At 50.6% G+C, this 14,915-nt stretch carries 11 protein-coding genes and 2 tRNA genes; 7 read left to right on the top strand and 6 right to left on the bottom strand.

Translation table 11 applies throughout. From position 1 onward, the window contains the following. Nucleotides 1-21: 21 nt before the first annotated feature. The 7 genes from H8L32_RS07100 (at nt 22) to H8L32_RS07070 (ending at nt 4,074) form a co-directional block, all read left to right on the top strand. A complete protein-coding gene (locus tag H8L32_RS07100; RefSeq protein ID WP_186946471.1) occupies nt 22-309 on the top strand; it encodes a hypothetical protein in 288 nt (95 codons plus the stop codon). Nucleotides 310-629: 320 nt separating this feature from the next. Beyond that, nucleotides 630-713, top strand: a tRNA-Tyr gene (locus tag H8L32_RS07095). 82 nt (nt 714-795) lie between these two features. After that, complete coding sequence (locus tag H8L32_RS07090) at nt 796-1,032, top strand: hypothetical protein (RefSeq protein WP_186946470.1); 237 nt, start codon at nt 796-798, stop codon at nt 1,030-1,032. A 67-nt stretch (nt 1,033-1,099) separates the two neighbouring features. Continuing rightward, a tRNA-Cys gene (locus H8L32_RS07085) sits at nt 1,100-1,173 on the top strand. Between the two features lie 286 nt (nt 1,174-1,459). Next, nucleotides 1,460-2,023 (top strand): HNH endonuclease, encoded by a 564-nt coding sequence (locus H8L32_RS07080; protein WP_186946469.1) that lies wholly within the window; start codon nt 1,460-1,462, stop codon nt 2,021-2,023. 193 nt (nt 2,024-2,216) lie between these two features. Then, nucleotides 2,217-3,434: an NO-inducible flavohemoprotein gene (gene hmpA / locus H8L32_RS07075; RefSeq protein ID WP_186946468.1), complete on the top strand. Its 1,218-nt coding sequence runs from the start codon at nt 2,217-2,219 to the stop codon at nt 3,432-3,434. Between the two features lie 160 nt (nt 3,435-3,594). Then, entirely contained in the window at nt 3,595-4,074 is a 480-nt protein-coding gene (locus H8L32_RS07070; RefSeq protein ID WP_186946467.1) for an Rrf2 family transcriptional regulator, read from the top strand. Between the two features lie 55 nt (nt 4,075-4,129). On the opposite strand, the gene H8L32_RS07065 is transcribed toward H8L32_RS07070, so the two are convergent. The 6 genes from H8L32_RS07065 to H8L32_RS07040 all read right to left on the bottom strand — a co-directional run bounded on the left by H8L32_RS07065 (nt 4,130) and on the right by H8L32_RS07040 (nt 14,904). Then, nucleotides 4,130-4,837 carry a GDSL-type esterase/lipase family protein gene (locus tag H8L32_RS07065; RefSeq protein ID WP_186946466.1) on the bottom strand — a complete coding sequence of 236 codons (708 nt, stop codon included), beginning with the start codon at nt 4,835-4,837 and terminating at the stop codon, nt 4,130-4,132. A gap of 39 nt (nt 4,838-4,876) precedes the next feature. After that, nucleotides 4,877-5,746, bottom strand: a complete 870-nt coding sequence (locus H8L32_RS07060) for a rhamnogalacturonan acetylesterase (RefSeq protein WP_186946465.1) — start codon at nt 5,744-5,746, stop codon at nt 4,877-4,879. A gap of 57 nt (nt 5,747-5,803) precedes the next feature. Continuing rightward, complete coding sequence (locus tag H8L32_RS07055; RefSeq protein ID WP_186946464.1) at nt 5,804-7,054, bottom strand: rhamnogalacturonan acetylesterase; 1,251 nt, start codon at nt 7,052-7,054, stop codon at nt 5,804-5,806. A gap of 214 nt (nt 7,055-7,268) precedes the next feature. Continuing rightward, nucleotides 7,269-9,704 carry a TonB-dependent receptor domain-containing protein gene (locus tag H8L32_RS07050; protein ID WP_230412105.1) on the bottom strand — a complete coding sequence of 812 codons (2,436 nt, stop codon included), beginning with the start codon at nt 9,702-9,704 and terminating at the stop codon, nt 7,269-7,271. A 431-nt stretch (nt 9,705-10,135) separates the two neighbouring features. After that, nucleotides 10,136-12,901, bottom strand: a complete 2,766-nt coding sequence (locus H8L32_RS07045; RefSeq protein ID WP_186946463.1) for an exo-rhamnogalacturonan lyase family protein — start codon at nt 12,899-12,901, stop codon at nt 10,136-10,138. 101 nt (nt 12,902-13,002) lie between these two features. After that, on the bottom strand, nt 13,003-14,904 hold the full coding sequence (locus tag H8L32_RS07040) for a rhamnogalacturonan lyase (protein WP_186946462.1): 1,902 nt from the start codon (nt 14,902-14,904) through the stop codon (nt 13,003-13,005). Nucleotides 14,905-14,915: the final 11 nt, after the last annotated feature.

Raw genomic sequence — 14,915 nt, 5'->3', positions numbered from 1 at the left:
TAAAACTGAACGGAAATGATCGTGAAAACCACTTCTCAACCAGCATCTTTATCAAACTTGCGCCTCGCAGCGCGGGCAGGGCTGTTGTTGAATGGGCTGGCCAGTTTGCTTCCTGCCAGTATGCGCAATGCCGCGAGTGTAGCCGGTGCGGTAAAAGCGGTTGCACAGATTACAGCAATCACTGATATCCAGGCTGCTACAGATGCTGGCTGCGCACTCCCAGTTTTTACGTGCTCTGGCGAACATGGCTATCAAGATTATGGCTACTACTGGACACGTATGATTGACATCCGAGGGGGTAACCCTTGACATTATGGAGGCAGGCAAAAGCCCGCTTCATGATACACAAGCTGAAAAGCCCGGATGCCTGAAAAGCACCGGGCTTTTTTCTTGATTTTTAAATGGTCTCAATTCACAGAGACCCAGCAATAGAACCCGCCGCATGGCGGTCGTGCCGGAAAACACCGGATAACACGGGATTCTTTAACAATTTGGGAAGATGTAATGATGAAATCTCGGTTCGTGATCCATGTAACAGGATCATGAACGGAGACGACATCTCAACCTGCGCATGGCATATCGCCGTGTTGCACAACTCAAGGATGACGCTATGTCATCCAACAAAAAATGGATTGATATTCCGCTATGGACGCGGGGCTGTCTGTAAAACAGTTGCTTAGGCTGGCCAGGTTCGATTCCTGGGCGATCCACCATCAGTATTTCTTGTGCTTGCACCAAGGCGGAAAGTTACTGAATTTGAAGAAAAAATAAAATAATAATAAAAGAAGAAAAATTATGTTTACGATTTATTGGACCATCGTTGTTGATGGTCAACGACTGGCTAACTCTAAAGAATTTGGCCGTAATGAAATGACGCAGGCGCTGCACTTTGCAGAAGCCTTGCGCACAAAACAGCGCAATGGCCTGGCGATATGCCATGTCACCATGTCATCTGAAAACCCGGATTCTGTCGGCCTGGCCGGCGTAGCTGAAACAGATTCCAGCTATGCGTGGAAAAAACGCAGGCTGTGATGCTGTCGATTCCATATGTGCATGATCAAACGCACTTCCCACATGCGTTTCGTCAATGAAAATCTCTGCCTGGTTTCCTGAGAGGTCAAAAGGCGCAGTCTGCAAAACTGTTGTTCGCCGGTTCGAATCCGGCACCAGGCTCTTTATCAACACGCATTCCTGTAATGGAAGCGATTTAAAACAAGCTCGACGCATTCGTCAGCGATCATTTATGCAGCGTATGGCAAATGAAAATACCTCACGATTTTTGTTTGTTGTCACCTTGGCTGGTGAGCGCTGCGCCATTTTGTATTTCACTACATTGCTAGCGAGGTGTGAGGAACGCTTGCCCGAAAAGCTTTATACGATGATTGCAATTAGTCGCTACAATGTAAGAGTCAGTCCCCGTCTTCCCAAATTGAAAACATCCCAAAGAAACAGGTGATGTATGCAACAAATACTGGTTTTAGACATAGCAGGAATACCATACGACTGGATCAGTCAAAATGATGCCGCGACCCATTATGCTGCCCAAAAGGTAGCATGGGACATCGGCGATCAGGTGCTGATGCTGCGTGGGGGCTATAACAAGGATGGCGAACAGTCAAAAATCGTCGTTCGTCCCATCATTTCCATACGTAATAGTGAACGTATGTCGAAGAATAGCCGACATCAAATCCCGCTGGGCGATGGTAATCGTCTGTTATATGCACGTGACAAGTATATTTGCGCCTATTGTGGTGAGAAATTTCTTTACCACGAACTGTCTCGTGATCACGTGCTGGCACGTTCTCGAGGCGGTAAGGACGTGTGGGAAAACTGTGTTACTGCGTGCCGTATCTGCAATCAGAACAAGGGCAGTAAGCTGGTACATGACTTCAGACCATTGATTTATGTACCGTATGCTCCCTGTCGTTTTGAACACTTCATTTTGAGTGGCAGGAACGTGATTGCTGATCAGTTGGATTATCTGACCGCCAAATTGCCACGCCATAGTCGTTTATTGCAGTGACGGGCGCGCCATAGCTGCAGTTGGCGTAGTTTTGCATAAGTCCTGATAGGAAAAATCCACTTAACATGTATTGTAAATGCATGTTAAGTGGATTATGATGTTGACAGGAAATCTTGAAAGATGATTTCTTTGCGGTTTCGCATCATTTTTTTAACTTTAAATATGTATTTAAAATACATTTAATGAGGATTTTATGCTGGATATTTCCACTCGTGAGCTGGTTAAAGCCACCGTCCCGGTTCTGAAAGAACACGGTGTCACGCTGACGCGTCATTTTTACGCACGCATGTTTGAACACAATCCCGAATTAAAACCTGTCTTTAATCAGGGTAATCAGCAATCCGGCAACCAGCAGCAGGCGCTGGCAATGGCTGTGCTGGCGTATGCGGAGCATATCGACAACCCCATGGTATTGATGCCAGTACTGACGCTGGTCGCAAACAAGCATGTCAGCGTAGGTATCCGGGCAGAGCACTATCCTATCGTAGGCAAGCATTTGCTGGCATCAATCAAGGAAGTGCTGGGCGATGCGGCCTCGGATGAGCTGATCGCTGCCTGGGCTGCCGCCTATGGGCAACTGGCTGATATATTGATTGCCCAGGAAGCTGCCATCTATACACAGGCCGCAGCTCTCCAAGGCGGCTGGACAGGCTGGCGCAGCTTTGTCATCAGCCAGAAAATTGCAGAAAGTGAAGAAATCACCTCTTTCTATTTGCGTCCGGCTGACGGTGGCAAAGTGCCGGCATATCGCCCGGGGCAATATGTGTCAGTCAAGGTGTTCGTGCCGGAACTGGGCATCATGCAACCGCGTCAGTACAGTCTGTCCGCGGCACCGGGCGGTGAATGCCTGCGTATTTCCGTCAAACGGGAAGCCGGAATAGAGAATAAGCCGGCCGGACTGGTCTCGAATGTATTGCATCGTGACCTGCATGAGGGAGCGATACTGGATCTGGCACCACCTATGGGTGATTATGTCTTGCATGAAGACCGTGAGACGCCTGTGGTACTGATCAGCGCCGGTGTAGGGGTAACGCCCAAGATGGCCATGCTGGAGCATTTGCTGCATAACAAGACATCGCGACAAGTCCGCTTTTTACATGCCTGCCGGCACGGTGGCGTACATGCATTCAAACATCATGTACGTGAACTGACCGGGGCACATGCGCATGTAAAATCGATGATTTACTATGAGTCACCAAGGGTAAATGATCGGCCATCAGTGGACTTTGATTACAGTGGCCGCCTGAACCTGCAAGCCGTTGCAAATGAGGTTATCTTGCCTGAAGCCGATTATTATGTCTGTGGGCCAATACCCTTCATGCAGGCGCAGATTACCAGCCTGCGCGCACTGGGTGTGGCAGCCGACCGCATTCACAAGGAAGCGTTTGGCAGTGGGGGATTTGCGCACTAGGTGCAATAAGCGCAATAAGTACAATAACTGGAATTGACGCCATATCGCCATCCTGATTACGTGGCGTCAGTTTTCATGGCGACATTACTTGAAGCTTAATTTTCAAGGATTTTGGCAACTGTATTATCATGCTTCACCTGACCCTGATTCCAGAATTTTTATGCAACTAACTCACTTTACCGACCTTGGCTTGCGCGTGTTGATGTACCTAAGCCATAAGGAAAGAGAAGAACCCGTGACGATTACTGAAATTGCGACGAAATTTGCGATTTCACGTAATCATCTGGTCAAGGTGGTGCATTTCATGGCACAAAAAAACTGGATCATAACGACCAGAGGTAAAGGTGGTGGCATGGCGCTGGCGCGTCCGGCAAAAACTTATAGGCTTGGTACAACGATCAGGGAACTGGAAGGGGAGAGTGCATTGATTGACTGTGCTACGCCGCCATGTGAGTTGCGTGGCAATTGCCAGCTAAAAACTATACTGGATCAGGCTTTGTCGGTCTTTTATGCGCATCTGGATACCCATACACTGGAAGATGCGCTGGCTGGCAATACCCATGAGGCAATTGTCATGCTGCACAAATTGGGTTTTGTGGACAGAGCACAAATCAGCCGGGGTGCGCAGATAAAGCAATGACGGGGCACATCAGGTGATGCTGTTTTTTTGCATGACATCACCTGATTGGTGCTTGTTACTTGGATAGTACGACAGGCAGAATTGCTTCCAGCTCGCTTGCCCATACTTCATAACCTTCTGCAGACAGATGCAGTTTGTCTTTGCTTAAACCTTTCCAGTTATCGCCCACAGCCGGAAATTTTTCTGCCAGGTTCAGGTAGAAAATGTTTTTCTGGTCTGCCAATGGTGCCAGCAAGCCGTTCACTGTCGCCATTTTTTCGGTGGCGCGGGCGTTCGGCAAAATACTCAGCAAGACGACTTTGATGCCAGAGAATTTTTTCTGGGTAGCGGTAATCACTGCCTTGACGCCATCGCTTATCTCTTCCGGCGTATCGTTCACATTATTGGTACCTATCAGTATTACTGCTGCTTTCGGGCTGAAGGCGGATAAATCGATGTTTTCCAGACGCCAGATGGTATGTTGTGTCTTGTCTGCCCCCAGTCCAAAGTCGATGGCGCGTTCTTCAAAATGTTGCTTCCATACCGGTGAACCTGCACCCCAACGCCATTGCTCGGTAATGGAGTCGCCGATGAAAATCAGGTCGGCTGGCCGATTTTTTCTAAGCGTTATATAGTCATTGAAATAGGTCTGGTAATTGATTCTTGGGCTGTAATTCTGATCGCTGGCAAGCGTGGTTGCCTGTTTGGGTGGTACTGGTGCGGAACTGACCTGTGCGTTACAGAAAGACGTGACCAGAAGGGCAGACAAAAATAAACGTTTCATGATGTGTTTTCTAGTGAGTGAATTGCGTCAGAAAATGCTTTAGTCTGCCTGCGGCGAAATGACGCCAGCTTTGAGCGACAGATAATTGTTCAACCCATTGTTGGATAAACCCTTGATGCCAGCCACGACCGATTCAGCATTGATCCTGGCGCCGGCAATATTGGTGTGGGTGCGCTGATCGCTGAACAGGGTGTCCACTTTTTCCTTGCCCAGGACATCATAAGTCTTGCCGGTGATGGCGGTGACATCAATCAGGGGGACTTGCGTTTCCCTGGCAACAGCATTTGCCAGCTTGCGATGTTCGGCAAAATCGTTGGCCCATTCTTTATGTGGCACTGGCGTGGCAAGAATGACAGAAATGCCTTTGGCTTTGGCATCTTGTATGTATTTCTTCAAATACCAGCCATAGCTGTGCACGACTTCAATACTGCCATCAGGCTTGGTGATGTTTTCAGTTTCTTCACCGGCGCTGCGTATGCTGCCGCGAAACTTGCCTTTGATATCCAGCGGCCCAACATCATTATGCCCAAATTGCACCAGCACAAAATCGCCAGCTTTCATTTCACTCAATACTTTATCCCAGCGACCTTCCTGTATGTAGGTGCGGCTGCTGCGGCCACCTATGGCACGGTTGATGACATTGATCTTGCTCAAATCAAAATAGGGGGCAATTTCATCGGCCCAGCCACGCATGGGGGCGTCACTGCGGGCAGTGGAATCGCCGACGATAAAGAAAGAGGGCAGTTTCGGATCAACCGCATGCTTGGCCGATGCCTGCTTGCTTTCGTCTACCACCGGTCTGTCATCTTCCTTGGTAGCTTGCGCTGAGGCCGAACCTGCAACAGCAAAGAAGAGCAAAAACTGTGCGGCTTTGCGCCAGGATAAGAAAAATGATTTGGTAATGATCATGAAAACCTCTGTGCAGACAATGTAGTAGCAAACATATCGATATGGTTCAACGTAGAATTAGCTGCCGTCAGGCTTTTTGATGCTGACCATGGCGGGGCTGGCCGGGATGGAGAATGACTCCAGCGCATCAGGTTTGGCCGGATCAAAACTGCCGACATCGGCGAGGATGGATTTTGCAAGTGGTAACTTGGCTTGCCGTACACCCTCCACAATACACTTCGCCAGTTCATAAGCTCCATAAGCATTATGATGGGTGCCGTCGCCCGGTTTAAATGCCAGCAAGGATTTTTCTGGTCCCAGCGCTTCATAAAAAACCTTGCTCATGGCATGCAGGTCAATCAGTGGCAAGCCTTCTTCTTTGGCCACTTCACGTACCGCATCCGGATAGCCCTTGTGTGAATTGATGATGGTCCCACCTTCAAACGTACGGCGTTGCACCTGGGTGACCAGTATCACTTGTGCTCGCTTTTCAGCCAGGGCTGCCGTGTATATTTTCAGATTATTCTTGTAGGTAGCTACATCCACTGCCTTCATGTCATTGTGCCCAAATTGTATGAACACATAATCGTAAGGTTTGACCAGGCTCAGTACTTTATCCAGCCGGCGTGCTGATTTGGACGAAGCCAGGGATTCGCCGGATTGCGCATAATTGGCGACACTGACATCTGATGAAAAGAAACGTGGCAGCATCTGCCCCCAACTGGCGTAAGGTTCGCCAGGCTGATCGGTGACGGTAGAGTCGCCCAGCAAATACAGGGTAGGCAGATTGTCTATGCGCTCGATATCGATGGCATCCAGGCTAGGGCGTGGGCCATTGAATTCCAGCGTCAGCTTATCGTCCCAGGTAAATTGCTCTTCGCCGGTTTCGCGTGGCTTCAGTTTGACTTCGCCACCACCAGCAATGCCTGGGCGACGTACGTTGACGACGAAACTTCTTTCTATGCGTTCACCTTTTTTTGTTTGGGCTTTTTCCAGCATCAGGCGACGGGTTTCGGCCTTGACCGTGGTTTCAGAGGCCTCATCGGCGTCACCCAGCGTGAGTTTGACGCGATAATTACCTTCTGGCACAGCAACGGAAAACAGGAAGGGTTTGGTACTGCTGACACCATTGCTTGTTGCCGTGACCTGGGCGCCGTTTTCAAAGCCATATCCAGCTTCTGCCGAATACACGGCATTCGCTTTCACTGTAGTGGACTTTGCCCCTGGTTTGGCACTGAAATCAAACGAATATGTCTGTGCATGGAGCGTATTGCTGAAGGCAATGCTAGCAAGGAAAACAAACAGGCTGGAAGTCGGCAATTTTTTCATGGAGATCAGGAAATGGATGTGGCAATAAAAATACCTGTAAATTATTCACGCATTTTAGGGCAGCCATGTAGCAAAGTGTGTCACCCAGGAAAACAATCAAAGCGGTGATTGACATCAAATTGACGTCAAATCGACATTAAATCGGCATCAAATGAAAACGACCTGGCGACAGGAATCGGCAGGCCGTAGATTGCTGTGTTGCCGCAAAGTTGTATCAGGATTGTCCGGGTGGAGGGCGGCGCATTTCCTGGCGGTTGTTCCCAGCGCCACTCGGCGTAACGCCACCAAAGCGATACGACAGACCTATATAGATCAGGCGGCCATCATAGCGCCGTGTATTGCGTTCTTTAAGTGTATCGGTATCGACGATGGTTTCCGTTTTGTTTGAATTAAATACGTCAGTGACGTTCAAAACCAGATTCAGGCTAGGTGTAATCGTGTGGCGCAGGCTGAAATTGGCGGTGGAATTGGGTTGGCGATAGCCTTCGCCAGACAGGGTTTTTCCTTGCGCATTCAGGCTTATTTGTAACTGATCCTGTTCGGTCAACTGGTAATTGAAGCGCCCACGCAAGCTTAAGGATGATGCCTTGCGTGTGATTTCCTGGCCACTTGTAGTCAGGATTTCCTGACCGACAGCATTCAAGATTCTTGGGCCGCTTGTAGTCAGAATTTTTTGTTCGATAAACAAGAGGTTGCCGCTAGTATTGATGGAAAGCTTGGGCGTTAGCTTGCCGCTGAGCGTGAACTCGATGCCGCTGGAATGATTGCCGCCACCATTTTCCAGCGTTGTCCGTACTACAGTGCTGCTGATGGGAATTTGGCGAGTCAAAATACTGTCGCTTTCTGTGCGATAGTAGCCACGGATATTCATATCCAGCCCGATTACCCTGGTTTCATACGCCAGTTCAAAAGAATCTGTCTGTGCTGGCTTCAATTTTGGATTGCCACTGGATTCATTGAAATCATCGCGATAGACGACGAAAGGATTGAGCTCATTGGCATTCGCGCGACGGATGCGATGGGCATAGCTGAAACGTATGGTGGTATCGTCACTGGCCTTGTAACTGGCAAAGAAGCTGGGAATATAGTTAATGTAATGATTGGTCGCTTCTATACCTTGCGTCAATTGCTGGATGTCGATATGCGTATACTCTGTTCTCAAACCTGCCAGTACACCCCATTTTTCATTCAGGCGCAATTGATACGATCCGTACAGGGCAATATTGGCTTCATCAAGATTGTAGCTATTGGTTCGTAACGGATTCAAGGTAGCGACGTTACTGAATGGGTCAATATTAAAAAAACTGGTATCAAATTCGCTTTTGTTGTTGGCTATTTTGTAGCCCATTTTCAACAGACCCTGATCATCGGGACGTTCATAGTCACCGGTAAAATCAACGATTTTGATGTTGTTGGCATTGTTTTGTTTGCTGTGTACATCGGGAAAAGAGGCGGGATTGATCGCATACACGTTGGAATATGCATTGGAGCTGGCATTGTCCGACCCTGAAACGCGCAAGTCCACCCGCATGATTTCGCCGTTGATATCACCCTTGTGGTCATAGCGCCCACCCCAACTGTAGTTGGTGCTTTCGCCACCGCGCTGTGTAGAGCGCACATAGTCATTATTGATTTGGCCAAAGTTCAGGTAATGATCTGATGATTTGTTGTCATTGTTGCGTCTGGCATAGGAAAAATTGGCAGCCAGCGTGTCCTTGGTGCCGACGTTGTACGTGATAGCAGCATTGATGCCAGAAGAATTATTCAGACCCGCAGAACTGGATGTCTGAGTGCTGTGCTGATCAGGATTAGTCAGGGTGCGGACCGAATCACCTACAGAATTTCTGCCATCGTGGCGGAAGTTGATGCCCCCCTGTATACCAAACGGACCTTCATGGTAACTGCCGGATACGGCACTGTTGTAGCGACCTGCTGATCCGGCATTGGCATTGACGACACCGAAACCACCGGGCTGACGATTGCGTCGCATGACCAGGTTGAGAATAGGCCCGCCACCGCCTTCGTTACCAAACTGCGCGCCGGGATTATTGATCACCTCTATTGATTCAATGTCGTGCGACGGCATGGCATTCAGCGATGCGCCACGGTTGTCGCCCTGCATCATGGCGGACGGTTTGCCATCGATCAGGATTTGTACTTTGGTGCTGCCGCGCAGGCTGACAGTGCCATCAGGGTCAACTGATACAGAGGGGATATTATTGAGTGCATCGGCGGCGGTACCGTTGGTGCTGGCTACATCCGCTTTAACGTCATATACCTGACGATCAATACGGTTGCTGGGACGTTCTCCCTGCACGGTCACGGAAGGTGGCTCGCCGCTACCATTGGCTGGAGTATCAGATGCAGCAGGTTTTGTCTCGGCTTTGCCGACTGTACCTGTCTTGCTGTCGGTCTCTTCCGGCTTGGTTTCTACAGGCTTGGCTGGCGTGGTGGGAGTCGTTGCTTTGGCTGGTGCTGTTGCAGGCGCTGTGGGTGTAATGGGTGTAGCCGGAGCAACTGGCTTGTCCGGGGTTTGGGCGTAAGCTGTTTGCCCCATGCAAAAGATATCTGTGATCAATGCACCCAATACCAGATTGCGTGTGGTCTTGCCACCCTGGCAGACAAATTGCGTTACAGTTTTTCTGTACATTTTTTTGCGGTGTGTTGTCATGATTTAGGTTTAGTTGTACACCAATGAATGAAATTGCCAACACTATGACGCAAAAATGTCCGGGTGGTTCAACTTGCTTTGTATCAGTTTGTTGTCAAAAGATGGATGCGTACCGTTTGTTTAGAACTCATTTCATCAATAGGGGTGAGATGCGTTTGTCTCATAACGTGGGCTGGCAAGGCGGACGAGGCAGTCAATAGCGGGTCTATTGACAACGAGTCGAATTGTTCACACCTTGCAGTCCAGCACACGTTATGAGGCAAACCCTTCGGGAGCGGGCAATTCGGGCGCATTGCAGTGCGAGGTTGTGACACCACGCTTGCTAAGGCACCAGCCTTAGCTACGCGACACGCCTTGCACTGCATCCCGAATCGCCTTGCTCGCACTCATCCCTATTGATGAAATGAGTTCTAATCATTGTCGGTGGCATCCATTTTCTTCAGGTCCGCCATCGAGGGAATATACTCACCGATGAGTGCCAGATTCTGTATTGCAGCCAGGCCCCACTGCGCTGTGTCATTGGTACTGATCCATGGCACTTCATCAAAGGGATTGAGGCTGTTCACCCCCTGAACGCGTGTGGTTTTCAGCAACGGGCCAGGTACGCCACGGTTACCAAAAAACTCGCGCCAGGCGCGCTGTGCCAATGCGGGATTTTTGTTTTTCCAGGCGACGTAGGCAGTGAGTCTGGAGTGGCCGTTACGCAAGGCATTGCCCGCACCATGTGGCATACCCAGTGCATTGATCTGTTCCTGTTTGCCAGCATTGAAGAGTTCACAATACTGTAGCCATGCCTGTACAAACCTGGGTTCGTCGGTCAAGGTCACCAGTTCGGCAAAAATTTCTACCGCACCAAAGACAGCATTCAAATGGCTGGCTGATGCGCGGTTACCAAAGACATTGATCAGGTGGCTGGTATCGGCATCATAGGCAAAGCTGTTGCCATTGAAGAAGCCGTGTGGCATGCCGGCAATGTCACGCATGCCGGTCAATATCTTGTCACGGTATCTGACGTCACCGCTGCGTTCCCATTCGGTCAGCCAGTTACCGGCGAGTGAACCCCAGTCTGTGCCGAAACCGGCATGTGCCTTGATATTACTGATGTCTTCCCTGGGTTTTAGTTTGCGCGCCGGGTCTGTGCTCTCCAGTTTTTTGTCGGCATCTATCAGTGAATGCATGATGTCGCCTATGCGTTCATCTGCTGTCAGGTAGTAATAAAAGCGGCGATAGACGGCTGCACTGATGCGCAACTGCTTTGCACTGCAACCCCAGTGCTGTACATTGTGGCGTGAACCCAGACCGGCAAACTGACCCAGGTGATGGGTATCAACTTCGCTGGTATGTCTGACCATGGCTTCGGCAAAACGGAAGATGTCTGCCCGTCCGGTACGCAGGAAGGAATACCACAGCCAAAGGTCGGGGGATAGTTCGGAATTATCCCAGGCAAAACCGCCGACGTCATAACGCCATTCATGCCGGTCCAGATCATAGGTATGGCGGATGTCACCATAATCCCAGAAACCATACCAGTGGCGCTGTTCAACCTGTTCCTTGTAAAAATTAAAACGGAAATCGAGCTGGTCTTCAAGCGCTGCTTTTACCGGATGCGAGCGATCTGGCAAGCTCCACAGTCCGCCGAACACGCCAGTCGCCAGGAAATGACTGGGCTTCGCTACCAGTTGTGACGGTGTCTGTATGGCGTCAGCAAACTGCACCAACTTTTCCCTCGAAGGGGTGGCGGCGCATATCCATAAGGTGATTTCGCTGCTGCGGGCTACACCCATGGGGCTGCCAAATCCTTTTTCGTAATCTTCGTAGGTGATCTCCAGGCCTTCGCGTTCCTGATCATGGGTTTCCATACCCATGCCATCATGATAAAAGCGCAGGTCCATGGCCGGGGCATCCGGGGACCACATCCAGACGGTGACCTGGGCGGTGTCGGTATGCGCCTGACGGATATCCAGCTGGGTAGGGTGGCGCTGCCAGAAATCGCGCAAGCCAAAAGCAACGCCGCCACTGATGCTACCTATATAGCCGGTGCCAGGTGACCTGTGTCCCCAGGCGGCTTCTACCCAGCCATAACCGGATTTGGTACGTTTGCGTATCTTGAAACCGTCTGCCGATTGTTGTGACAGGGTGTAGTCACCCCATGCCGGTACCAGATGGATCAGGCGTTGTATCACATCAGGGAACTGTGACAGTGGTGGGCAGGCAAGCCCTGCCAGTTGGGCATTGCGTACTGCCGGGCCGGGGTCACGGCGCAGGCCGGTCATATTACGCACACCTTCTGCCCACAAGCCGGCATTTTCACCGGCAAAGCGCACATGCCTGTCATGTAGGGCATCACGCATGGCGACATCGAAACGCAAGCCTATGCCACGCAAGAAATCGCGTTGTTCGTCTCCATCATAAACAAAGCTGTGCATGACGCGTATGGTATCCGCGCCTGCATAGAAATACAGCCTGACCACGAAAGGCAGCCAGGCCCGTTTGGCATCCTTGTGCATGCCTTCCACCTTCAGCACCGCACGTACCGGGCCATGTTGTTCAAGGCTGACCTGGCTGATATTGCTGATGTAATTTTGCTGACGGGTAGTGCCACTTTCACCATCCGGCTGATCGTCGGTGATGACGACCAGGTGGCCATTGCGCATGATATCTTTGCCATCACGCTGCACGCTGCGGATAAACTGCGCCCCATGAGCGGCGACATCACATACTATCACGCCGGTATCTATCAGATACCCGTCTTTGCTTTGTTTGACACTGACGATGTTTTCAGATGGCGGGGCAGTTTTTGCTACAGGTTTGACCTGCAATTCTGAACCCAGGCTGACGCCGGCGGCTACCGCATGTGCAGTCCACTTCAAGGTACCATCGGGCCAGTATGCCAATGGCCAGCTTTGGGTAGGCAAGTCTTTGCCGTCCTGATTGATCAGTTGAAACTGCTGGCTTTTGCTGATCTTGCCGCGTGGCCAGGGTACGCCTACTGTCGCACCCGTCAATACTTGCGGGGTTTTGCCTTCCAGCCAGTTCAGACGTATGAATTCATTTGCTTTTACCATCGCGCCTGTTTCACCCGTAGACAGATTCTGCGCCTGTAGGGAAGGGATGTGACCGACAAGCGCAGTAGCTGCCGTTGTTTTGATGAAGCTGCGACGCGTTAATTTAAACATTGTTCGTTACTTTGCATGTCTGGTTATAGCAGTACTTACTTGCGGTACTTATTAGCGGTACTTGTTTTGCATTACTGATGATCATGAAGCTTCAGGAGATATCAAGGTGTATAAATAAGCTCTGGTTTGGTCAAAGTCATGCCATCGCCCAGATAAAAACTTGGGTGAGGTGGCTGGTTGTAACCGGCATTTTGTCCTGCCACCTGCATTCTGTATTGTGGGTTGTGCATCAGGCTGGTGATGCGGTGCACTGTCGGTATGGTGGTACTGAATACCAGCAGGGCAGTGCTGTCATTATTGCGCCAGACGACTTCTTCGCGCCAGTCACCAAACAAGTCAGCCGACAGCACAGGGGTGGATTTGGTGCCATTATTGGATGCTGCATTATAGGTTGCACCATTCAGCAAACGCTCGAAGGCGAAGGCTTTGGGGTTCCATTTTTCTATCAGGGTACCGTCCAGCGATTCACGCAATAACTCACCATCCCACCAGATAGCAAAGTTGACGCGTCGCGGGTGCTGAGGTGAAATCTCCACACCGCCAGCACTTATCAGGCCACCGACTGATCCCCAGCATTCTTCACCAGGGTAAGCCGGGTCTATGTCCATGCAGACGCCACGGCCAACATCGGCACCTTTGCCATCTACGCTCCAGATTATTTTTCCGGTAGCGGCATCATGCATTTCCAGACCATGCGGGCCATAACAACTTGGTGTTTCATGCACCATATAAATTTGTTGCCCCGGGCGATTGGGGTCAAGCTTGCCTACATGCAGGGCATCACCGTGGCACAGGCCCGTGCTGTACAGCATTTTGCCGTTGCTGCCTACCGTAGCAGCGCCATAAATGAGATCGTCCTTGCCATCGCCGTCCACGTCGGCGACCGACATCCAGTGTGCGCCCTGGTGATTGACCGGGCCGCCTTCGATATCGCTGTCAAATGTCCAGCGGCTGGTGAGTTTTCCATCGCGCCAGTCCCAGGCTGCAATGACTGCGCGGGTGTAATAGCCGCGCGAAAAGACAGCGCTTGGACGTTCTCCATCCAGAAACGCCACCGTGCCAAGAAAGCGGTCCACCCGGTTGCCATAGGCATCCCCCCAGGCTGCGACATCACCACGTGTCGGGATATAGTTTGTGCTGGCCATGGCGGCACCCGTCATGCCGTTGAAGACAGTCAGATATTCAGGGCCAGATAAAATATAACCTTTATCGTTACGATAATCGGCAGCAGCATTGCCTATGACTTTACCTTTGCCATCTACGGTGCCATCCGCAGTTTTCATCATGACTTCTGCCTTGCCATCGCCATCAAAGTCATACGCCAGGAAGGTGGTGTAATGTGCTCCGGCGCGGATGTTTTTTCCCAGATCAATGCGCCACAACAGTTTTCCATCAAGCTTGTAGGCATCTACGTAGGTATTGCCGGTGTAGCCAGCCTGGGAATTATCCTTGGCGTTGGTCGGTTGCCATTTGACGATGAGTTCGTATTCACCGTCGCCATCGAGGTCAGCGGCTGAGCCATCGTTCAGTACATAGCTATAGGCAGATCCATTCGGCGTGACACCATCAGCAGGTTTTTGTACCGGTATGGTTTTGTATAAATTATTCCACGTGCTTTTTGGGGCATCTGCCAGTAATTCGGCACCGTCAATGACCGGGCGTATGGTGTAGCTGCTGGCGGTTGTGCCTGCATCATCGGTGAAATTGGTTTCACGCTGGGGTACGCGGTTTAATTTGTCCTGCCCGCGATAAATGTTGAAACTGATATTGTCAGGATCGGTTCCCAGCAGACGCCAGCTGATGAAATTGCTTTTGCCGGTATTGATGGCGACGACACCGCGATCCAGTTTTTCCATTTGCTTGCCGCGCGGCGATGCGTTGGCAAGGCTTATGGCTTTTGCTTTAACAGCGGCAGTGGTCGCTTCGGCCTGCACCTGACTGCTGCAAACACCAGCCAGGCTGGCGAATACCAGAGCGCCGGTCAATACATGATGGATTTTCATAGGTGCAGATT

The sequence above is a fragment of the Undibacterium hunanense genome (assembly GCF_014284335.1).
Classification (GTDB): Bacteria; Pseudomonadota; Gammaproteobacteria; order Burkholderiales; family Burkholderiaceae_D; genus Undibacterium; species Undibacterium hunanense.
Note: the sequence above shows the minus strand (reverse complement) of the source record. Positions and strands in the feature narration are given on the sequence as shown.